This is a genomic window from Rathayibacter sp. AY1H3 (assembly GCF_002932015.1).
Genome location: NZ_PSUU01000055.1, coordinates 1 through 20235, shown reverse-complemented (window position 1 = coordinate 20235; position 20235 = coordinate 1). Strand labels below are relative to the sequence as shown.

Here is a 20235-nt window from a genome sequence, read left to right as displayed (position 1 = left end):
TCGACGGGGATCGGGGCGGGCATCCTGCGAGGGTAGCGCCGGAGCCGGGAACGACAGAACCCCCGGCCAGGGGCCGGGGGTTCTCGTGGTGGGCGATACTGGGATCGAACCAGTGACCTCTTCCGTGTCAGGGAAGCGCGCTACCGCTGCGCCAATCGCCCGTTGCTCCGCGCGGAGCGCCTCGTTCGGTGAACGATCGAGGTGGATACGGGATTCGAACCCGTGTATACGGCTTTGCAGGCCGCTGCCTCGCCTCTCGGCCAATCCACCGTGTACGGGATTCGGTGTCGGCGGCCCGAGGGCCGACCAGGTGGGAGGCACCCGAGGGTGCCGTCCCGATGACGCCGGTCCGAGGACCGGTGTTCGAGCGGATGACGAGATTCGAACTCGCGACCCTCACCTTGGCAAGGTGATGCGCTACCGCTGCGCCACATCCGCATGTAGGTCGTACTGGTGTTGCCGTCTTGCGTGTCGTGCTGTCTTGCTGTCTGTCCGGCGCTTTCGCTGCCCGGCTCGACCTAGAAGAATGTATACGACAGCGGCGCCGGAATCCAAATCGAGCGGACGCCGATCCCGCCGCTCGGAGTCCGATCCGCGTCTTTCCGCGCGAAACCGGCTCGTCGCCGTCCGTTCACCCGGGCGTGGCGGGCGTCGGCGGTGCATCCGGGCCCCGCGGATCCGCTACGATCGTCTCTCGGGTCGTCCAGCACGTCCCCCTGGGCGATTGGCGCAGTTGGTAGCGCGCTTCCTTCACACGGAAGAGGTCATCGGTTCGAGTCCGGTATCGCCCACCCTCACCCCCGGTCCGTGCTCACGCACTCGGCCGGGGGTTCTCTCGTCCCGCCGCGGTCGTCCTCCGGCCTCGCAGCGCCCAGTCGAAGGAGCCGACCCGCGATGATGGGCCGCTCGCACGCCGTCTCCGGTGCGCTCGCCTGGGCCGTCGCCGCCTCCGTGCCCGCCGTCGCCGGGCCTCTCGGCCTCGCGGGTCTCCCGCTCGACCTCCGACTGGTCGGCCTCGGAGTCGCCGCCGGCTGGGCCCTGGTGCCCGACGCGGACCACGCGAGCGCGACCGTCTCCCGCTCGGCGCCGGCCGCCTCCCTGCTCACCGCGACCGCGGGCCGGATCAGCGGAGGGCACCGGCACGGGATGCACTCGCTGCTCGCGGTCGCCGTCGTCTGGTACCTGGTGCCGGTGCTCACGGCGCTGCGCTTCCCGGTGCCGGTCGTCGGTCCCGTCGCCGTGGCCGCCGTGCTCACGCTGCCCGCCCTCGCCTTCGCCGCGAAGGCCGTCCGGGCCGCCCCCTCCTGGCGCATCGCCTGGGCCGGGGCGACGGTCGTCACGGTCCTGCTCGTCGCGCTCGCCGACGGCACCTGGGCGTGGCTCCGGGTCGCCGCGACGCTGGGCTACCTCGTGCACGTGGCCGGCGACGCCCTCACGACCGGCGGGATCAACTGGCTGTGGCCGCTGCGCGTGCGCCTGCCGCGGCGCCTGCGCCGGACACCGCTGCGCCACGTCTGGACCACCGGAGGCTACGCCGCGCTGCCCGTCCTGGGCTCCTCCGGGTCCTGGCGCGAGACGGTCCTCTACTGGCTCATGTCCGCGGCGACGATCGTGCTCACCGCCTCGATGATCACGGCCGAGCTGCGGTAGCCCGGGGCGCCCTCCTCAGAAGACCTTCCCCGGGTTCATGATCCCCAGCGGGTCGAACACGGCCTTGATCCCGCGCTGGAGCGCCAGCGAGTCCTCGCCCAGCTCCTCCGCCAGCCAGCGCTGCTTGAGCAGTCCCACGCCGTGCTCGCCCGTGAGCGTGCCGCCGAGGGCCAGGGCCGTGCGGAAGAGCTCCGCGGCGGCGTCCCAGACGTCCTCCCCCACGGGTCCGTCCCCCGCGGGCAGCACGAAGTTCGGGTGGAGGTTCCCGTCCCCCGCGTGGGCGACGGTGGGGATGCTGAGCCCCGTCCGCTCCTCGATGCCGCGGATCGCCGCGAACATCGCCGGCAGCGCGGAGCGGGGCACGCAGACGTCCTCGATCAGCACGCGGCCCTCCGCCTCGAGCGCCGGGTGGAAGGCCCGGCGGACGGCCAGCAGAGCCTCACCCTCGGCCGGGTCCTCGGTCGCCTCGGCGGCGCCCCCGGAGGCGGTCACGATCTCGAGGACGCGCTGCGACTCCTCCGCCGCTCCTCCGCCGTCCGTCTGGACGAGGAGGTAGGCGGCACCGCGGTCCAGCATCGCTCCGGTGTAGCGCGAGATCGCGGCGAGCGCCGCCTCGTCCATCAGCTCCATCACCGCGGGACGGAGCCGCGCGGCGGTGATCGCGGCGGAGGCGGCGGCCGCGGCGACGACGCTCGGGAAGTACGCGCCGACCGTGACCACGCGCCCGGTCGGGATCGGGCGGAGCTTCACGGTGGCCTCCACGATGACGCCCAGCGTCCCCTCGGAGCCGGTCAGGAGCGCGGTGAGGTCGTACCCGGTGACTCCCTTCACGCTGCGGCGGCCGGTGCGGAGCAGTCGCCCGTCGGGGAGGACGACCGTCAACCCGAGCACCGCCTCCCGGGTCACGCCGTACTTGGCGCACAGCAGCCCCCCGGCGTTCGTCGAGATGTTGCCGCCGATGCTCGAGATCGCGCGGCTCGCGGGGTCGGGCGAGAACACGAGGCCGTGCGGAGCGACAGCGTCCGACAGCGCCTGATTGATGACCCCGGGCTCGACGACCGCGAGCTCGTCCTCGAGCGACACCTCGAGGATGCGGTCCATCGCGGCGGTCGAGAGGACGAGCGCTCCCTCGCTCGCCACTCCCCCGGCAGCGAGGCCCGTTCCCGCTCCGCGCGGCACGACCGGGAGCCGGTGCTCCGTCGCTATGCGCAGCGCCGCCTGCACGTCCTCGACCGAGCGGGCAGCGACGAGCGCGAGCGCGCGACCCGGTGCGGAGAAGCCCGACTTGTCGGTGTGCACGGCCTCGAACCCGGGGCCCTCGGTCAGGACCGCGTCTCCGAGCGCGTCGCGCAGCTGTCGGAGGATCTCGTGGTCGTGCATGGTTCACTCCGTGCGGTCGCGGGCGGGTCCTGCCGATCCTTCCACGGGCGCGGGGCAGGATGGCGGGATGACCGGAGAGACGCGATGGCCGCGGTGACGAGCGCGGGGATCCTGCTGCACCGCGAGGGCCCCTCCGGCACCGAGGTGTTCCTCGGGCGGATGGGCGGCCCCTTCTGGACCCGGCGCCCCCGCGCGTGGACGATCCCGAAGGGCGTGCACACGGGCGACGAGACGCCGTTGGACGCCGCGCGCCGCGAGTTCGAGGAGGAGACCGGCGCTCCTCCGCCCGTCGGGGAGCTGACCCTCCTCGGCGCGTTCCGGCAGAGCGCGGCCAAGACCGTCACGGTCTTCGCCGGGCGCGGACACGCGGACACCGCCTTCGTCGCGAGCAACACCTTCGAGCTGGAGTGGCCGCGGGGCTCCGGCGTGCTGCGCAGCTTCCCCGAGCTGGAGGACGCCCGGTGGCACCCGCTCGACGAGGCCCGCTCGCTGGTGGTGGCCGGGCAGGTCGCCGCCCTCGACGCGCTGGCCGAACTGCTGGCGGATCCGGACGGCGGGGACCGGGCCGGCACCGCCCCCTAGTCCGCGGTCGCGTAGACCCGCAGGCCCAGCGGCACGATCCGCACCACGGCCTCGTCGAATCCGTCGCGGGAGCCGTCGAAGCGCTCGGTCTCGCCGTCGTGCGCCCACTCGGGGTCGTCCCCCGCGGGTCGGCGCGCGCCGACGGTGATCTCCGGCGTCGAGAACGACTCCACCACCGGTGCCCGCCAGCCGGGCACACGGCCGACCACCGGGGTCGCCGTACGGCCGAGCAGGAGCGAGAACGCTCCCCGGGTGCGAGGAGTCCGTCCTGAGTGCAGGATGCGCACGTCGAGGTGGCCGTCGTCGAGCCGACGCCGGGCGAGCGGGGCGGCCGTGCGCGGGTGCTCCTGGTTCACCCCGACGAAGTACGACCAGACGAGCTGCGTGCGCCCGTCGCGCCGGAGCTCGAACGGATCGGTGCGCCGCACGACCGAGAGGGCCGCGATCACGGCGGCGAGCGGCTTCCCGATCCGCTTCTCGCGCTTCTCGCGGGCCGCGACGAACTCCGGGTAGACGCCGATCGAGACCGTGTTGAGCACCGTGACCGGGTCTCCCCCGTCCGCGACGACCTCGGCCACGTCGACGTCGCGGCGCTCGCCGATCGTCGCCGCGTCGAGCGCGTCCTGGACGGTGAGCAGCCCCAGCGCCTTCGCGAAGTGGTTCATGGTCCCGCCCGGCAGCACGAGCAGCGTCATCCCCTCGGCGCGGGCGAGAGCGGCACCGACCGACATGGTCCCGTCCCCGCCGTAGATCCCGAGCACCCGGGGCGGAGAGTCCCCCGAGCGCGCCTCGCGCACCACGTCGGCGAGGTCCTCCCCCTCGGTCAGCCGGTGCACGCGCGCCTTCGGGAACCGGGCTCGGACCAGCGGCTCGGGATCGGGGCGGTGCGAGTCCCGGCCCGCGCCGGGGTTGAGGACCACGAGGAGGGCGGCGCCGTCCCCCAGCGGGCTGCGGTCGACGGGGGGCCGGGTCGCGCGCTCCGAGACGGGCACGTGGCGCGGCTCGGCCGGCAGGACGGCTCGGCCGACGACCGCGACCGCCGCGCCGAGCGCCGCGCCGCCGAGGACGTCCGAGAGCCAGTGGACGCCGACGTGCAGGCGGGAGAAGACCACGGCGGCGGCGAGCGGGGCGACCGCCGCCCCCACTCGGGGCGACTCGAGCGCGACCCCGGCGGCGAAGGCAGCGGCGCTCGCCGCGTGCCCCGAGGGGAAGGACGCCGACGTCGGCACCGTCGCCAGGCGCCGGCCGACCGGGACGTCGACGAGGAGCGGCCGGTCGCCGCCGAACACGCGCTTGCCGAGCAGGTTCGCGAGCGCGCTGGCCGCGGCGAGCGAGGCGGTCCCCCGCAGAGCCTCGCGGGGACGGCCCGCCAGGAGCAGCAGGATGCCGACGCCGGCCCAGAGGACTCCGTGGTCCGCGGCCCGGGAGAGCCCCACGAGCGCCCCGTCGACGACGGGCGACGGGCGACGGGCGTTCAGCCGCCGGGCCGCACGAGCGTCCGCCCGGCGCACGACGCGCGGGACGGTGACGAGTCGGCGGAGCAGGACAGACGGGGGTCGGGTTCCGCGGAGGGCCATGCGCTCAGCGTAGGAGGAGGCGCCTCCGCGGTCCCTGGACCGGTCGACGGCGCGCTACACCTCGCCGAAGCCCGACTCGACCAGATCGCCGAGCCGGCCGACCGCCTCGTGGGCCTGCGGCCCCGACGCCGAGAGGACGACCTCGTCCCCGCGGTCGAGCCCCAGCGACATCACGCCGAGCAGGCTCGTGGCGTCCTTGCCGTTCGCGTCGATCCGGGCGTCGAAGGTGGCGGCGAGCGTGACGAAGTCGGCCGCGGGACGGGCGTGCAGGCCGTTCGGGTTGATGAGGCGGACGCGGCGCTGCACGCGCTCGTCACCGGGCGAGGCCTCCTCGGCGGGAGCAGCGAGCGTCTCGACCCGGGCCGACTCCGCGGCGGCGAGCACCTCGTCGAGCGACGCCCCCGTGCCCGCGGCGACGGCGGCCGCGACCGCCCCCTCCACCAGCGGGGCGTCGGCGATCCGGACCCGGGCGCGCGCGTCGTCGTCGAGGAACTCGACCGCGGTCTCCGCCGTCATGATCGCCGAGCCGAGGTCGCAGAGGACGACGACCCCCTCGCCGGAGTCCGCTTCCGCCAGGGCCGCCGTGATGCGGTCGAAGCTGGTGCCGATGCCGCCGTCGTCCGTCCCGCCCGCGGCGACCAGCGCGACCGAGGCCGCCATCTGCTCCGCGAGCTCGACCAGCCCCTCCGCCAGCTGCGCGCTGTGCGAGACCAGGACCAGCCCGACGCTCACGCCGCCGCCTCGGCTGCTGCGCGGAGCAGGAGAACGGTCGACACGCTGCCGGGATCTCGGTGCCCGATGGCGCGCTCGCCGAGGTAGCTGGCGCGTCCCTTGCGGGCGACCAGCGGGTCCGTCGACTCCGCTCCCTTCTGCGCCGCCTCCGCCGCCGCGGCGAGGACGTCGGCCGGAGCCGCTCCCTCCTCGGCGGCGGCCGCGGCCGCGTCGACCGCCGGCGTCCACGCGTCCACCATCGTCTTGTCGCCCACCTCGGCCTTGCCGCGGAGCACGATGCCGTCCCTCGCCGCGGCCAGGAGAGCTGCGACGTCAGCGCCCTCGAGCGCGTCCTCGCCCGCGACCGCGGCGGAGGCCTTCAGGAACGCCGTGCCGAACAGCGGGCCCGAGGCGCCGCCGACGGTGGAGATGAGCGTCGTCGCGACCAGCTTGAGCACGTCCGCCGGGAGCCCCTGCTCCGGCGCCCCGTCCAGCTTCGCGACCACGGCCTGGAAGCCGCGGTCCATGTTCTCGCCGTGGTCCCCGTCGCCGATCGCCCGGTCGAGCGTGATCAGCTCGACCCGGTGCTCCGCGATCGACTCGGCGGCGCGGCGGATCCACGCCGTCGCCCACGCCGCGTCGAGCCCGGCTCCCTGTGCGTCCTGCATGGTCGTCTCCTCCTCGTGGGCCGCTCCTGCGGCTGTCGTTCCGGTCATGGTGTGCGCGCGGGCGCTCAGCGTCCCCACCGCAGCGCCGCGGTCTGCACCGGGGAGTCCCACAGCTCGGTCAGGGCGTCGTCGAGCTTGAGGACGGTGAGCGAGAAGCCCTGCATCTCGAGCGACGTCGTGTAGTTGCCGACGAGGCTGCGTGCGACGGTGATCCCCTTCTCGGCCAGCGCCTCGGCTGCGCGGCGGTAGGCGAGGTACAGCTCGATCTGCGGCGTGCCGCCCATGCCGTTCACCAGGAGCAGCACCTCGTCCCCGGAGGAGAACGGCAGGTCCTCCAGGATCGCGCCGAGGATCCGGTCGACGATGCGGTCGGCCGGCTCCAGCGCGATCTTCTCCCGGCCGGGCTCGCCGTGGATGCCGATGCCGATCTCGATCTCGTCCTCGCCCAGCTCGAAGCTCGGCTCGCCCGCGTGCGGGACGATGCACGGCGTGAGGGCGACGCCCATCGAGCGCACGTTGGCGATCACCGTCTCGGCGATCGTCGCGACCTCGTCGAGGGAGTCGCCCCGCTCGGCCGCCGCGCCCGCGATCCGCTCGACCAGCACGGTGCCGGCCACGCCGCGGCGGCCCGCGGTGTAGAGCGAGTCCTTCACCGCGACGTCGTCGTCGACGATCACGCTGCGCACCTCGATCCCCTCGGCGCCGGCGAGGTCGGCCGCGGTCTCGAAGTTCAGGACGTCGCCCGTGTAGTTCTTCACGATGTGCAGCACACCCGCGCCGCCGTCGACGGCCTGCGTGGCCGCGACGATCGGATCGGGCGTGGGCGAGGTGAAGACGGGACCGGGGACGGCGGCGTCCAGCATCCCGAATCCGACGAAGCCCGCGTGCAGCGGCTCGTGCCCGCTGCCGCCACCGCTGACGATGCCCACCTTGCCCGAGCGGGGCGCGTCGGCCCGCACCACGAACAGGGGATCCGACACCACCCGGACCAGGTCGGCGTGCGCCAGGCCGAAGCCGGCCACCGACTCCGTGACGACGTTCTTCGGGTCGTTGATGAGCTTCTTCATCGAGGTCTCCTCCAGGATCGGGCCACCACTCGGGCGTCCCGTGACCTGCGGGCGATCCGGCGCGTGGTGGATCGCCGCCCGCACCGTCGCGGACAGCATCCCCACGTTACGCCCTGCGCTCGCGCCTACGGCAGCGGGACGACGGCGCGCTGCGTCTCGCGGACCCACTCCTCGAGCTTGGCCGTGGCGGCCCCGGAGTCGACGGCCTCCGCCGCGCGGTCCATCGACGTCCGCAGGCGCTCCAGGACGGGCGTGCGCACCAGGTCCGGGTCGCGCGCCAGGTCGAACGCCGCGAGGCCCGCGGCCGCGTTCAGAAGGACGATGTCGCGGACGGGGCCGCCGTCTCCCGCGAGCACCGAGCGCACCACGCTCGCGTTGTAGGCGGCGTCGCGGCCGCGCAGCTCGTCGATCCGCGCGCGGGGCAGGCCCAGGTCGCGCGGGTCGAGGTCGTGCTCGACCACGGAGCCGCGCGACACCTCCCAGATGTGGCTGTGACCCGTGGTCGTGAGCTCGTCGAGGCCGTCGTCCCCGCGGAACACCAGAGCCGTCGCCCCGCGCGTCCGGAACACGCCGACGACCAGCGGCACCCGGTCGAGGTGCGCCACCCCGACCGCAGAGGCCTCGGGACGCGCCGGATTGCAGAGCGGGCCGAGGAAGTTGAACACCGTCGGCACGCCCAGCTCGGCGCGCACCGGACCGGCGTGCCGGAAGCCGGGGTGGAAGAGGGACGCGAAGACGAAGGCGATCCCTGTCCGCCGGAACACCTCGGCCACCCGCTCGGGGGAGAGGGAGAGGTCGACCCCGAGTGCCGCGAGCACGTCGGAGGAGCCGGAGGAGGAGGACGCGGCCTTGTTCCCGTGCTTCACGACGGGCGTGCCGGCGGCGGCCGCGATGATCGACGCGGTGGAGGAGATGTTGACGGTCCCGAAGCGGTCCCCGCCCGTCCCGACGATGTCCAGGGCCATCGGGTCCACGTCCAGCGGCACCGCGTGGTCGAGGATCGCGTCGCGGAAGCCGACGATCTCGTCGACGGTCTCGCCCTTCGCCCGGAGGGCCACCAGCAGTCCGGCGAGCTGCGCCGGAGTCGCCGCGCCCTCCATCACCTGCTCCATGGCCCACGTCGCCTCGGAGACGCTCAGATCGGAGGACTCGAGGAGTGCGCTGAGAACGTGCGGCCAGGACAGGGTTTCCGACATGGCTCCCAGATTATGCGACGAGGATCGCCTCCCGGCTAGTGCGACTTCCCTCCCCTGCCATCGGCCATAATGGTCTGTGTGACGAGCACCTCTCTCTCCCCCACGGCCACCGCGCCCGTAGTGAACCGACCCAACCCGGTCGCGGTCGGAACGATCGTCTGGCTGGGCAGCGAGGTCATGTTCTTCGCGGGCCTCTTCGCGATCTACTTCACCCTGCGCAGCACCTCCCCCGAGCTCTGGGGCGCCGAGACCCAGATCCTCAACGTCCCCTACGCGGGCGTGAACACGGTGATCCTCGTGGCCTCGTCGTTCAGCTGCCAGTTCGGCGTGTTCGCCGCCGAGCGCCTGCAGCCGCGTGCGACGGGCCTCAGCCCGTTCAAGTGGGGCATGGTCGAGTGGTTCTTCCTCACCTACGCCCTGGGCGCGGTCTTCGTCTCCGGCCAGGTGCTCGAGTACGCGACCCTCGTCTCCGAGGGCGTCACGCTCTCCAGCAACGCCTACGGCTCCGCCTTCTACCTGACGACCGGCTTCCACGCCCTGCACGTCACCGGCGGCCTCATCGCGTTCCTCCTCGTCATCGGCCGTGGCTTCGCGGTCAAGAACTTCGGCCACAAGGAGGCGACGAGCGCCATCGTCGTCTCGTACTACTGGCACTTCGTCGACGTCGTCTGGGTCGGCCTGTTCGCCGTCATCTACTTCCTCAAGTGACGCGCCCGCCGATGCCCCACTCCACTCCCGACCCCCGCAGGAAGGACGCCTCGATGGCCTCCCCGAAGACGAAGAGCCGAGCCAAGAAGGGTCGCCGCCACCCGCTCGCCACCCTGGCCCTGATCGCCATCGGCCTCGGGCTCACCGGTGGGACCTACGCCGCGGTCGGCGTCGCGACGTCCGCCTCCGCCGAGACGTCGTCCACCAGCCAGCAGACGATCGACGAGGGCTCGAAGCTCTTCGCCGCGAACTGCGCCACCTGCCACGGCCTCGACGCCGCGGGCACCGACAACGCTCCCTCCCTCATCGGAGTGGGCGCGGCGTCGGTCGACTTCCAGGTCGGCACCGGGCGCATGCCGATGCAGATGCACGGCCCCCAGGCGCTCGAGAAGCCGGTGCAGTTCACCGACGAGCAGGTAGGCGAGCTCGCCGCCTATGTCGCGTCGCTGGCCCCCGGCCCCGCGATCCCCGAGGGCGAGGTCCTCGACGGACAGGGCGACGCGGCGAACGGCGCCGAGCTGTTCCGCATCAACTGCGCGATGTGCCACAACGTCGCCGGAGCCGGCGGCGCGCTCACGGAGGGCAAGTTCGCTCCCCCGCTGGGCGGCGTGACCGAGGCGCACATCTACGAGGCGATGGTCACCGGCCCGCAGAACATGCCGGTCTTCAACGACCTGAACATCTCGCCCGAGGACAAGCGCGACATCATCTCGTACCTCAAGTACATCGAGGCCAACCCGTCCCCGGGCGGATTCGCGCTCGGCTCCCTCGGGCCGGTCGCAGAGGGCCTGTTCCTCTGGATCTTCGGCCTCGGCGCGATCGTGGCCCTGACGGTGTGGATCACCGCCCGATCCAACTAGACGACTGCAGCGCCCTGACGGGCGCGACTGACCCACGGCACCGACTGGTGCCGACACGGCGTGAAAAGGAGAACCATGGCAGAGCACGATGAGGGTGGCACGGACCTCGCCACCTCGTCGGCCACCGGGCACGGAACGGCTCCGGCCGGCACCGCGGTCGTGACGCGGGACCGCGTCCAGGACCCGGGCCTCCCGCCGCACCGCCCCCGGATGACCGACCTCGACCCCAAGGTCGAGAAGCGTGCCGAGCGCACGGTGTACACGCTCTTCTACCTCTCCTTCGCGGGCTCGATCTTCGCGGTAGCCGCCTACATGGCGTTCCCGATCACCGAGGACGTCGCGTCGGTCCGGCTGAACACGCTGTTCATCGGCCTGGGCATGTCCCTCGCGCTCCTGGGCATCGGCATCGCCGCCGTCCATTGGGGCAAGCAGCTGATGTCGGACCACGAGGGCATCGACATCCGCCACCCCGTCCGCAGCGCGGAGCCCACCCGCGCCCGTGCGCTCGAGATCTTCGACCAGTCCGACAAGGAGTCCGGCTTCGGCCGCCGCTCCCTCGTCCGGAACAGCCTGATCGCCTCCCTCGTCGTGTTCCCCCTGCCCGCCGTGATCCTGTTCCGGGGCCTCGGCCCGCAGGACCAGAACCCCGTCGCCCTCCTCAAGACCACCCTGTGGGAAGAGGGCACGAGGCTCACCCTGGACCCGTCGGGAGCGCCGATCCTCGCATCGGACGTCACCCTCGGATCCGCCTTCCACGTCATCCCCGAGGGCCTCAACGACGCCGAGGGCAAGCTGGAGGAGAAGGCCAAGGCCGCCGTCCTCCTGATGCGCCTGAAGCCGGAGGACCTCATCGTCAGTGAGGGTCGCGAGACCTGGAACTACGATGGAATCGTCGCCTACTCCAAGATCTGCACGCACGTCGGCTGCCCTGTGGCGCTGTACGAGCAGCAGACCCACCACCTGCTGTGCCCGTGCCACCAGTCGCAATTCGACATCACGCGCGAGGCCGCCGTCATCTTCGGCCCGGCGAAGCGTCCGCTTCCGCAGCTCCCCATCACCGTCGACGCCGAGGGTTACCTGGTCGCCAGAAGCGACTTCACGGAGCCCGTCGGACCGTCCTTCTGGGAGCGATGACTCACATGTCCACCACCACCCCCTCACGCCCCTCCAGCTCCCCCGCGGAGCCCGAGGACGGCGTCATCCTCGGATCCGGCAAGTTCCAGAAGGGGTACGTCGGAGCGGCGTCGAACTACATCGACGAGCGCACGAGCATCTCCGCGGTCGTCAAGGAGTTCGGTCGCAAGATCTTCCCCGACCACTGGTCCTTCCTCCTCGGCGAGGTCGCGCTCTACAGCTTCGTCATCATCCTGCTGTCGGGCACCTTCCTTACCTTCTTCTTCCAGGCCTCGATGGTCGAGACGCACTACGAGGGCAGCTACCTGCCCCTCAAGGGCATCGAGATGTCGGCGGCGATGTCGTCCTCGCTCGACATCTCCTTCGACATCCGCGGCGGCCTGCTGATGCGGCAGATCCACCACTGGGCGGCACTGCTGTTCGTGGCCTCGATCGGCCTGCACATGCTGCGCATCTTCTTCACCGGTGCGTTCCGCAAGCCCCGCGAGCTCAACTGGGTCATCGGCTTCGTCCTCTTCATCCTCGCGATGGCCGAGGGCTTCACCGGCTACTCGCTCCCCGACGACCTGCTCTCGGGCAACGGCCTCCGCATCATCGACGGCATGGTCAAGGGCATCCCGATCGTCGGCACCTGGATCTCGTTCCTGCTCTTCGGCGGCGAGTTCCCGGGCACCGACATCGTCGGCCGCCTCTACACGCTGCACATCCTGCTGCTGCCGGCGCTGGTGCTCGCGTTCATCGCCCTGCACCTCGTGTTCGTGGTCGTCCACAAGCACACCCAGTTCCCCGGTGCGGGCAAGACCGAGCAGAACGTCGTCGGCTACCCGGTGCTGCCGGTCTACGCCGCGAAGGCCGGTGGATTCTTCTTCATCGTCTTCGGCGTCGTCGTCCTCATCGCCTCGCTGTTCACGATCAACCCGATCTGGAACTACGGCCCGTACGACCCCTCGCCCGTCTCCGCGGGAACCCAGCCCGACTGGTACATCGGCTTCGCCGACGGCGCCCTGCGCCTCGTCCCGCCGGGACTCGAGTGGGCCATCCCGGGCATCGGAACCCTGTCGTTCAACATCCTGATCCCGCTCGTCGGTCTCGGACTGTTCATCGCCGTGGTCATGCTCTACCCGTTCCTCGAGGCGTGGATCACCGGTGACAAGCGCGAGCACCACCTGCTCGATCGCCCGCGCAACGCCGCGACCCGCACCGCGATCGGCGCCGCCGGAGTCAGCTTCTACGCCGTCCTCTGGGCCGCCGCCTCGTCCGACCTCATCGCGACGCACTTCCACCTCACGATGGAGGGCGTGATCCACAGCCTGCAGTTCCTGCTCATCGCGGGTCCGTTCATCGCGTACTTCATCACCAAGCGCATCTGCCTGGCGCTACAGAAGAAGGACCGCGAGATCGCGCTGCACGGCTTCGAGTCTGGCCGCATCGTCCGCCTCCCCGGCGGCGAGTTCATCGAGGTGCACCAGCAGCTCGACGAGTACGAGCGCTGGAAGCTCGTCGGTCAGGACGAGTACGAGCCCCTGATGATCCGTCCGGACTCGCGTGGCCGCATCACCGCCCCGCAGCGCGTCCGCGCCGGCCTCTCCCGCTGGTTCTTCGAGGACCGGATCACCCCCGTCACCCAGAAGGAGCTCGAGAGCTCGCACAGCGAGCACTGATCCTCCCCCGAAGGGCCCGGACGTTCGTTCGTCCGGGCCCTTCGTCGTTCCCGCAGCGGGGCGGCGCCTGTCCTCCGGCGCGGTGGAGGTCGTCGGTGCACCGAGAGCCGGTGAGACCGGATCACAGCGCCTCGACGGCGACAAGCCGGCAGGAACGTGGGGCGATACTCCGGACCTCGAGACCTCCGCTCCTTGAATCACGAGACGCCGTCTCACCGCCGAGCTGGAGACGTCCGCCGCCATCCGATCATGGAGTGAGCCAGCCCCTCTGCGTGCTCGCAGTGTGGTCGTCCGGTGAGGTCCCCGGTCCCCGTACACGTCGAGACGCTCCGGATCGGTTCGAGGGTACCCATTCCCAGCAGGACTATCAGGACTGCCCTCCCCCCCACTCACGGTCGAACCCTCTGTGATCGGCGACGGCGACGCTCGCCGGTGAGACCGAGGATGCGACCTCCGGACATCGACGACCGTCGCTGCAGCGGCGTCTCAGGCTCCCTGGCGTCGCGCCGACCGGCACACAACCCGCTAGCCGTATCGAGGAGCTCCGAGAGCCGCAGGGGCGCGCGCGGTTCCGCCGGGGTGCGGGCTCCGCTGGGTTCGGAACGGTGTGCAGACGTCCGCAGGGCGGCGCAGGCGCCAGAACAGGCGCAGCAGCCCCAGTACAGCCGCAGGCGCAGCAGTATCCGCGATCCGTAGCGCGCCACCGCCGTCGGCACGCCCATAGGCGCACAGGAGAGCCCCCACAGGCGTAGCCCGCTCACCCGCGACCGGAGCAGGAGCCGTCGCAGCGCGGACCCGTAGGGGTGATGACGCCGGCCGACGCTCCTGCTCGGCGCCGCCCGCTGCACTCGCCTGCGAGCTTCCGCGTCGCGGGCCGTCGGGAGGTGCCCAGACGAGTTCCTCCGCGCGAGACGCCTCTGTGTCCCGCCAGCAGGACACCGAGACAGATCCCGCTCAGCTCGTCATCCCTCACTGAGCGGTCCCGGTCCTCACCGGGAGGTCCCGGCTCTCACCGGGAGGCTTGATCCGCCACCGATCGGCGAGTGACGCCCCTGCACGCAGCCGAACGGCCGAGCCGATCGGGTCCCAACCACGCGCGCTTCCTCCTGACTACACGAAAGGGCCGGGTGCACGGAGCCGAAGCCCTCGTGCACCCGGCCCTCGGCCGTGCGATGCGCCCTAGCGGGCGAAGTACCCGCGGTAGTACTCGTACACCCAGCCGGCGATGGCGACCAGGAAGAGCCCGACGGCGATGTAGGTGATCCAGAACCCCACGGCAAGGCCGAGGAATCCGAGGGCCGCGGAACCGCCCAGGATCAGGGGCCACCAGCTCCACGGGCTGAAGAAGCCCAGCTCGGGGTCTCCGTCATCGATATCCGCATCGAGGCGGTCCTCGGGGAGCTCGGCACCCTGCGCCTTGTGGACGCGGCCGACGTAGAACGCGATGAACGCGCCCAGCACGGCCGAGAGGCCGATGCCGACGGTGCCGACCCACTCCACCTGGCCCGTGTCGAGCAGCGACCACACGATGTACGTGATGTCGGCGAGGAGGAAGAAGCCCGCGAGGAGCCAGAAGAGATTGACGTTGGCGCGCATGGCCCTACTTCACCGTGCCTTCGGACTTGTCGTACGTGGGGGCGTCCGGAGCATCCTTCGCCGGACCGATTCCGACGGGGATGCCGGCCTCGGGATGGTTGAGGTCGAACGCCGGGGCCTCGCTGCGGATCCGCGGGATCGAGGTGAAGTTGTGGCGGGGCGGCGGGCACGAGGTGGCCCACTCGAGCGACCGGGAGAAGCCCCACGGGTCGTTCACCGTCACCTTGGGCGCCTTGCGGGCCGTGATGTACACGTTCAGGAAGAACGGGATCAGCGACACCGCGAGGATCATCGCTCCGACCGTCGACACCTGGTTCATCCAGGTGAAGCCGTCCTCGGGGAGGTAGCTGGCGTAGCGGCGCGGCATGCCGACGACGCCCAGCCAGTGCTGGATGAGGAAGGTGGTGTGGAAGCCGATGAACAGCAGCCAGAAGTGCCATTTGCCCAGCGTCTCGTTCAGCATCTTGCCGGTCCACTTCGGCCACCAGAAGTAGAAGCCCGAGAACATCGCGAAGACGACGGTTCCGAACACGACGTAGTGGAAGTGCGCCACCACGAAGTACGAGTCCGAGACGTGGAAGTCGAGCGGGGGCGACGCGAGGATCACGCCGGTGAGTCCACCGAAGGTGAAGGTGATCAGGAAGCCGATCGCCCAGATCATCGGGGTCTCGAAGGTCACCGATCCGCGCCACATGGTGCCGACCCAGTTGAAGATCTTCACGCCGGTCGGAACCGCGATGAGCATGGTCATCAGCGAGAAGAACGGCAGCAGGACCGATCCGGTGACGTACATGTGGTGCGCCCACACCGTCACGGAGAGGGCGGCGATCGCGATGGTCGCGTAGATCAGCGTCTTGTAGCCGAAGATCGGCTTGCGGCTGAAGACCGGGAAGACCTCGGACACGATGCCGAAGAACGGCAGCGCGATGATGTACACCTCGGGGTGGCCGAAGAACCAGAACAGGTGCTGCCAGAGCAGGACCCCGCCGTTGGCAGCATCGTAGATGTGTGCGTCGAACACGCGGTCGGCGCCGAGGGCGAACATCGCGGCGGCGAGCACCGGGAACGCGAGCAGCACGAGGATCGACGTCACCAGGATGTTCCAGGTGAAGATCGGCATGCGGAACATCGTCATGCCGGGAGCGCGCATCGTGATGATCGTCGTGATGAAGTTCACCGCGCCGAGGATCGTGCCGAAGCCCGAGAGCGCGAGGCCGAAGACCCAGAGATTGCCGCCGAGCCCTGGTGAGAACGTCGTACTCGACAGTGGCGCGTACGCGAACCAGCCGAAGGACGCCGCACCCTGCGGGGTGACGAATCCGGCGACCGCGATGAGCGAGCCGAAGCTGTAGAGCCAGTACGCGAAGGCGTTGAGGCGGGGGAACGCGACGTCGGGGGCGCCGATCTGCAGCGGCATCAGGACGTTGGCGAAGCCGGCGAAGAGCGGCGTCGCGAACATCAGCAGCATGATCGTGCCGTGCATCGTGAACAGCTGGTTGTACTGCTCGCGCGTCTCGACCACGTTCAGGCCGGGCTCGAACAGCTGGGCGCGGATGACCAGGGCCATCACGCCGGCGATGCAGAAGTAGATGAACGACGTGATCAGGTACATGTACCCGATGACCTTGTGGTCGGTCGACGTCATCCAGCGGACGAGGACGTTCGCCTTGCGCTGGACCGGCGGAGTGCCGGCGGTGCGCGTCGGGCGGGGTGCCGTGGCGGTGCTCATGCTCCCTTACTCCTCGTTCTCGCGGGCCGGCGCGCCGGTTCCGGGAAGGTTCGAATTGCGGTTGTACTCGGCGCCGAGCTGACCGGTCTGGCCCGCGTCGCGCAGCGACTGGATGTAGTCGTCGTACTCGCCCTGCGAGACGACCTTGACGTTGAAGAGCATCGCGGAGTGGTACTCGCCGCAGAGCTCGGCGCACTTGCCCGCGTAGGTCCCCTCCTTGAGAGGCGTGACGTACATGTAGTTCGTCTTGCCGGGGATCATGTCCTTCTTGTAGAGGAAGTCGACGACCCAGAAGGAGTGGATCACGTCGCGCGCGTCGAGCTGGATCTTGATCTTCTGTCCGACGGGCAGGTAGAGCGTGGGGATCTCGGACTCGACGAGCGAGCCGGCGGCGTCTCCGCCCTCCTGGTACTGGCCCTGGATGCCGGCGGAGTAGACGTCCTCGTCGACGTAGTTGAAGTCCCACGCCCACTGCTTGCCGTACACCTGGATGGTCTCGTCCGGGTCGTCGTAGGGCTGCTCGATGGCGGCCTGGTCGCGCGCGGTGAAGGCGAAGAAGCCGATCACGAGGATCAGCGGCACGATCGTGTAGAAGATCTCGATCGGCATGTTGTAGCGCAGCTGGACCGGCAGGCCGGTCTGCCCCTTGCGACGGCGGTAGACGACCACCGCCCAGATGGTGAGACCCCACGTGACGACGCCGACGGCGAGCAGGACGATCCAGGAGGTGACCCAGAGTCCGATGACGCGGTCGACGTGGTTCGTCGTGCCGGGTTCGGTGGGGAGCCAGCCCTGGAGCTGCTCTTGCGTGCAGCCCGCGAGGACGAGGGCGAGGGCTCCTGCGACGGGGGCAGCGACCCATCTGCGGATTCGGCGATTGAAGCGCACCGGTGACCTTTCGGAAGACTGGGGACCAGTTCACACGAAACTGTATTAGACCGGCTCCAGCCTACCCTTCCGCTCCGGCGGCCCGGTGCACGACGACCCGCTCTTGACGTCCCGGTCGAGTGGTGCAGTCATGACGAACGGCGCCCGACGGGCCACCGGAGTGGACTGTCGGACGCCGTTCGGAGGCGCTGCGGCCCGGGGCCGCGCGGCGTCAGTGGAAGCTGTCGCCGCAGGCGCAGCTGCCGCCCGCGTTGGGGTTGTCGATGGTGAAGCCCTGCTTCTGGATGGTGTCCTCGAAGTCGATCGAGGCGCCGTCGAGGTAGGGGACGCTCATCTTGTCGACGACGAGGCCGACGCCCTCGAACTCCACCGCGGCGTCGCCGTCGAGGGTGCGCTCGTCGAAGTAGAGCTGGTAGATGAGGCCGGAGCAGCCGCCGGGCTGCACCGCGACGCGCAGGCGCAGGTCGTCGCGGCCCTCCTGCTCGAGCAGGCTCTTGACCTTGGCGGCGGCGGTCGGGGTCATCGAGACGCCGTGGGCCGCGCTGGGCGGGGTGGCGAGGGGGGTCGCCGTCTGGTCGGTCAGTGTGTCTGACATGTCACTCCTCAGGGGACGGGCGGAACGGTCGTCGTGCCTTCCGGGATTCTACGGCTGCAACCCGGGTGGTCACCCGGGTATTCCACGACCGGTGGTCAGTCGCGGTGAGCGGCGGCGCGGAGCAGGAACAGCGCCTCGGTCTGCGCGGCGCGCTTGAAGACGCCCAGGTGCAGCGACTCGTTGGGGCTGTGCGCGCGCGAGTCGGGGTCCTCGACACCGGTGACGAGGATCTGCGCCTCGGGGAACTCGCGCACGAGGTCGGCGATGAACGGGATGCTCCCGCCGATCCCGGTCTCGAGAGGCTCGCGTCCCCAGGCGTCCGCCATCGCGCCCTTCACCAGGTCCACGGCCCAGCCGGTCGCGTCGACCAGGAACGGACTGCCGGTGTCGACGTCCTCGATCGCGAGGTGGGCGCCGAACGGGGAGTTCGCCCGGAGGTGGCTCTCGATGGCGGCGAACGCCTCCTCCGCGTCCTGGCCGGGGGCGATGCGGGCGCTGATCTTCACGCGCACGGACGGGACGAGGGTGTTGGAGGCGTCGACGACGCTGGGCGCGTCGATCCCGGTGACCGTGACGGCCGGCTTCGACCACAGGCGCGAGAGGATCGCGCCGGTGCCGATCGGCGAGACCCCGTCGAGCAGCCCGGAGTCGCGGCGGAGGTCCTCCTCGGTCGTCTCGGGCACCGCTCCGTCGTGCTCGGTGAGGCCGGCGACGGCGACCGAGCCGTCCTCGTTCCAGAGCGTCGCGAGCAGGCGGACCGCCGCGAGCATCGCGTCCGGGACCGCTCCGCCGAGCATGCCCGAGTGCGAGGCGTGCGCGAGAGTGCTGACGGTGAGGGTGAAGGTGACGTTGCCGCGCAGGCCCACCGTCAGCGCGGGGGTGTCGACGTCCCAGTTGTCGCTGTCGGCGACGATGATCGCATCCGCGCGGAGGGCGTCGTGGTGCTCGCGGAGGAAGGTGGGGAACGAGCGCGACCCGAACTCCTCCTCCCCCTCGATGAAGAGGACGAGCCCGAGGTCGTGGTCCTCGCCCGCGACCTCGCGGAGTGCGCGCACCGCGGCGAGGTGGGACACGACTCCCGCCTTGTCGTCGGCGGCACCGCGCCCGTACAGGCGGTCGCCGCGCACGGTCGGCTCGAACGGAGGCGTCTCCCACGCCGACTCGGCGCCCTGCGGCTGAACGTCGTGGTGGGCGTAGAGGAGGACGGTCGGCGCTCCGTTGCGGGCGGCGCGGGTGGCCAGGACGGCAGGCTGGCCGAGCACGTCGGTGCCGTCGATCGTGGCGCTGTGGATCGCGACGTCGTCGAAGACGCCCGTCTCGCGCGCGAGCTCGGCGATGGCCTCGGCGCTGGCGGCCACGCGGGTGGCGTCGAAGCCGTCCCACGAGACGGACGGGATCCGCACGAGCTGCCCGAGCTGGGCGAGCGAGCGCGGCAGATCGTCGCGGACGGCGGCGAGGACGGCCTCCTCGTCGGAGGAGAGTGCGGGCGGAGTCGGAGCGTCGTGAGCCATGGAGGTAATCTTAAGAGACCCCCGATTCCAAGGACGTTCCCCGTGGCCAAGCACCCGATCGCAACCGACACGCCCGACGACGCCGGCTCGCCCGGCTCCGGGAAGGGCCGGCCGACGCCGACCCGGCGCGAGCAGGAGCTGGCCCGCAAGCGTCCGCTGGTCGTCACCGACCGCAAGCAGGCCGCCCGCGACGCCCGCGAGAAGGCCGCCGTGTCACGCGAGCAGGCCCGCATCGGCCTGGCCGCCGGTGACCAGCGCTACCTGCCGCTGCGCGACAAGGGTCCTCAGCGCAAGTTCGTGCGCGACTGGGTCGACGCACGCTTCAGCCTCGGCGAGTTCCTCATCCCGGTGATGGTCGTCGTCCTGCTGCTGAGCTTCTTCCCGCAGCCGGAGCTGCAGTACGCGACGCTCGTCATCCTCTGGGTGTTCTTCCTCCTCGCGGTGATCGACTGCATCCTCCTCGGCATGCGGATGCGCCGGAAGCTCGCCGAGCGCTACGGCGCCGACAAGGTCGAGAAGGGCATCCGCTGGTACGCCGCGATGCGCGCCCTCCAGCTGCGCGTCATGCGACTGCCGAAGCCCCAGGTCAAGCGCCGCGCCTTCCCCGAGTAGTCGGACGGCGGACCACGAAGGGCCCCCGGAGCCGCGCGAGGCGCGACCGCAGGGGCCCTTCGTGGTCCGCCGTCCGACTACTCGGGGAAGGCGCGGCGCTTGACCTGGGG

18 protein-coding genes and 4 tRNA genes are annotated in these 20235 nt (G+C 71.1%); 8 read left to right on the top strand and 14 right to left on the bottom strand.

The features are described 5' to 3' along the window. Positions 1–86: 86 nt before the first annotated feature. The 3 genes from C5C33_RS16295 to C5C33_RS16285 all read right to left on the bottom strand — a co-directional run bounded on the left by C5C33_RS16295 (position 87) and on the right by C5C33_RS16285 (position 438). Positions 87–161: transfer RNA gene (locus tag C5C33_RS16295), tRNA-Val, on the bottom strand. 38 nt (positions 162–199) lie between these two features. After that, positions 200–270 (bottom strand) — tRNA-Cys (locus tag C5C33_RS16290). Between the two features lie 96 nt (positions 271–366). Beyond that, positions 367–438: transfer RNA gene (locus C5C33_RS16285), tRNA-Gly, on the bottom strand. A 280-nt stretch (positions 439–718) separates the two neighbouring features. Here C5C33_RS16285 and C5C33_RS16280 point away from each other — a divergent pair. Together C5C33_RS16280 and C5C33_RS16275 are read left to right on the top strand one after the other, a co-directional pair. Continuing rightward, positions 719–791, top strand: a tRNA-Val gene (locus tag C5C33_RS16280). 103 nt (positions 792–894) lie between these two features. After that, complete coding sequence (locus C5C33_RS16275) at positions 895–1650, top strand: metal-dependent hydrolase (RefSeq protein WP_104261617.1); 756 nt, start codon at positions 895–897, stop codon at positions 1648–1650. Between the two features lie 15 nt (positions 1651–1665). Here C5C33_RS16275 and C5C33_RS16270 read toward each other — a convergent pair whose 3' ends face one another. Beyond that, on the bottom strand, positions 1666–3030 hold the full coding sequence (locus C5C33_RS16270; RefSeq protein ID WP_104246760.1) for an FAD-binding oxidoreductase: 1365 nt from the start codon (positions 3028–3030) through the stop codon (positions 1666–1668). An 84-nt stretch (positions 3031–3114) separates the two neighbouring features. Here C5C33_RS16270 and C5C33_RS16265 point away from each other — a divergent pair, with 84 nt between their 5' ends. Then, positions 3115–3612 carry an NUDIX domain-containing protein gene (locus tag C5C33_RS16265; RefSeq protein WP_104246759.1) on the top strand — a complete coding sequence of 166 codons (498 nt, stop codon included), beginning with the start codon at positions 3115–3117 and terminating at the stop codon, positions 3610–3612. Here the strand turns inward: C5C33_RS16265 and C5C33_RS16260 are convergent. The 5 genes from C5C33_RS16260 to trpD all read right to left on the bottom strand — a co-directional run bounded on the left by C5C33_RS16260 (position 3609) and on the right by trpD (position 8831). Then, positions 3609–5189, bottom strand: a complete 1581-nt coding sequence (locus tag C5C33_RS16260) for a bifunctional phosphatase PAP2/diacylglycerol kinase family protein (protein WP_104261616.1) — start codon at positions 5187–5189, stop codon at positions 3609–3611. The two genes, C5C33_RS16265 and C5C33_RS16260, sit on opposite strands and share 4 nt — an antisense overlap. 54 nt (positions 5190–5243) lie before the next feature. Further along, the gene (gene dhaM, locus C5C33_RS16255) at positions 5244–5921 is read right to left on the bottom strand and encodes a dihydroxyacetone kinase phosphoryl donor subunit DhaM (RefSeq protein WP_104261615.1); all 678 of its coding nucleotides are present in this window, start codon (positions 5919–5921) and stop codon (positions 5244–5246) included. After that, positions 5918–6568, bottom strand: a complete 651-nt coding sequence (gene dhaL, locus C5C33_RS16250; RefSeq protein ID WP_104261619.1) for a dihydroxyacetone kinase subunit DhaL — start codon at positions 6566–6568, stop codon at positions 5918–5920. The genes dhaM and dhaL overlap by 4 nt, the downstream gene beginning before the upstream one ends. A 65-nt stretch (positions 6569–6633) precedes the next feature. Then, positions 6634–7635: a dihydroxyacetone kinase subunit DhaK gene (gene dhaK, locus C5C33_RS16245; RefSeq protein ID WP_104261618.1), complete on the bottom strand. Its 1002-nt coding sequence runs from the start codon at positions 7633–7635 to the stop codon at positions 6634–6636. A gap of 125 nt (positions 7636–7760) precedes the next feature. Continuing rightward, complete coding sequence (trpD, locus tag C5C33_RS16240) at positions 7761–8831, bottom strand: anthranilate phosphoribosyltransferase (protein ID WP_104225357.1); 1071 nt, start codon at positions 8829–8831, stop codon at positions 7761–7763. Positions 8832–8900: 69 nt separating this feature from the next. Here trpD and C5C33_RS16235 point away from each other — a divergent pair, with 69 nt between their 5' ends. The 4 genes from C5C33_RS16235 to C5C33_RS16220 all read left to right on the top strand — a co-directional run bounded on the left by C5C33_RS16235 (position 8901) and on the right by C5C33_RS16220 (position 13194). Beyond that, complete coding sequence (locus C5C33_RS16235) at positions 8901–9539, top strand: heme-copper oxidase subunit III (protein WP_104224647.1); 639 nt, start codon at positions 8901–8903, stop codon at positions 9537–9539. 53 nt (positions 9540–9592) lie between these two features. Then, positions 9593–10399 carry a c-type cytochrome gene (locus C5C33_RS16230; protein ID WP_104224648.1) on the top strand — a complete coding sequence of 269 codons (807 nt, stop codon included), beginning with the start codon at positions 9593–9595 and terminating at the stop codon, positions 10397–10399. 75 nt (positions 10400–10474) lie between these two features. Next, on the top strand, positions 10475–11533 hold the full coding sequence (locus C5C33_RS16225) for a ubiquinol-cytochrome c reductase iron-sulfur subunit (protein ID WP_104225358.1): 1059 nt from the start codon (positions 10475–10477) through the stop codon (positions 11531–11533). Positions 11534–11538: 5 nt separating this feature from the next. Beyond that, entirely contained in the window at positions 11539–13194 is a 1656-nt protein-coding gene (locus C5C33_RS16220; protein WP_104224650.1) for a ubiquinol-cytochrome c reductase cytochrome b subunit, read from the top strand. A 1179-nt stretch (positions 13195–14373) separates the two neighbouring features. Here the strand turns inward: C5C33_RS16220 and C5C33_RS16215 are convergent. From C5C33_RS16215 to C5C33_RS16195, 5 genes are all read right to left on the bottom strand, one after another. Continuing rightward, positions 14374–14790: a cytochrome c oxidase subunit 4 gene (locus tag C5C33_RS16215; protein WP_104224651.1), complete on the bottom strand. Its 417-nt coding sequence runs from the start codon at positions 14788–14790 to the stop codon at positions 14374–14376. A 4-nt stretch (positions 14791–14794) separates the two neighbouring features. Beyond that, on the bottom strand, positions 14795–16519 hold the full coding sequence (gene ctaD, locus C5C33_RS16210; RefSeq protein WP_104224652.1) for a cytochrome c oxidase subunit I: 1725 nt from the start codon (positions 16517–16519) through the stop codon (positions 14795–14797). 6 nt (positions 16520–16525) lie between these two features. Further along, complete coding sequence (gene coxB, locus C5C33_RS16205) at positions 16526–17407, bottom strand: cytochrome c oxidase subunit II (protein WP_104224653.1); 882 nt, start codon at positions 17405–17407, stop codon at positions 16526–16528. Between the two features lie 211 nt (positions 17408–17618). Further along, entirely contained in the window at positions 17619–18002 is a 384-nt protein-coding gene (gene erpA / locus C5C33_RS16200) for an iron-sulfur cluster insertion protein ErpA (RefSeq protein ID WP_104224654.1), read from the bottom strand. Between the two features lie 95 nt (positions 18003–18097). Continuing rightward, entirely contained in the window at positions 18098–19513 is a 1416-nt protein-coding gene (locus tag C5C33_RS16195; protein ID WP_104225360.1) for a dipeptidase, read from the bottom strand. 42 nt (positions 19514–19555) lie between these two features. Between C5C33_RS16195 and C5C33_RS16190 the strand changes: the two genes are divergently transcribed. After that, positions 19556–20125, top strand: a complete 570-nt coding sequence (locus tag C5C33_RS16190) for a DUF3043 domain-containing protein (RefSeq protein ID WP_181027102.1) — start codon at positions 19556–19558, stop codon at positions 20123–20125. The last annotated feature ends 110 nt before the right edge of the window (positions 20126–20235 follow it).

Coding starts and splice junctions, on each gene's coding strand:
- C5C33_RS16275 (WP_104261617.1), top strand. CDS start 895: ATGATGGGCCGCTCGCACGCCGTCTCCGGTGCGCTCGCCTGGGCCGTC.
- C5C33_RS16270 (WP_104246760.1), bottom strand. CDS start 3,030: ATGCACGACCACGAGATCCTCCGACAGCTGCGCGACGCGCTCGGAGAC.
- C5C33_RS16265 (WP_104246759.1), top strand. CDS start 3,115: ATGGCCGCGGTGACGAGCGCGGGGATCCTGCTGCACCGCGAGGGCCCC.
- C5C33_RS16260 (WP_104261616.1), bottom strand. CDS start 5,189: ATGGCCCTCCGCGGAACCCGACCCCCGTCTGTCCTGCTCCGCCGACTC.
- dhaL (WP_104261619.1), bottom strand. CDS start 6,568: ATGCAGGACGCACAGGGAGCCGGGCTCGACGCGGCGTGGGCGACGGCG.
- dhaK (WP_104261618.1), bottom strand. CDS start 7,635: ATGAAGAAGCTCATCAACGACCCGAAGAACGTCGTCACGGAGTCGGTG.
- trpD (WP_104225357.1), bottom strand. CDS start 8,831: ATGTCGGAAACCCTGTCCTGGCCGCACGTTCTCAGCGCACTCCTCGAG.
- C5C33_RS16235 (WP_104224647.1), top strand. CDS start 8,901: ATGGTCTGTGTGACGAGCACCTCTCTCTCCCCCACGGCCACCGCGCCC.
- C5C33_RS16230 (WP_104224648.1), top strand. CDS start 9,593: ATGGCCTCCCCGAAGACGAAGAGCCGAGCCAAGAAGGGTCGCCGCCAC.
- C5C33_RS16225 (WP_104225358.1), top strand. CDS start 10,475: ATGGCAGAGCACGATGAGGGTGGCACGGACCTCGCCACCTCGTCGGCC.
- C5C33_RS16220 (WP_104224650.1), top strand. CDS start 11,539: ATGTCCACCACCACCCCCTCACGCCCCTCCAGCTCCCCCGCGGAGCCC.
- C5C33_RS16215 (WP_104224651.1), bottom strand. CDS start 14,790: ATGCGCGCCAACGTCAATCTCTTCTGGCTCCTCGCGGGCTTCTTCCTC.
- ctaD (WP_104224652.1), bottom strand. CDS start 16,519: ATGAGCACCGCCACGGCACCCCGCCCGACGCGCACCGCCGGCACTCCG.
- erpA (WP_104224654.1), bottom strand. CDS start 18,002: ATGTCAGACACACTGACCGACCAGACGGCGACCCCCCTCGCCACCCCG.
- C5C33_RS16195 (WP_104225360.1), bottom strand. CDS start 19,513: ATGGCTCACGACGCTCCGACTCCGCCCGCACTCTCCTCCGACGAGGAG.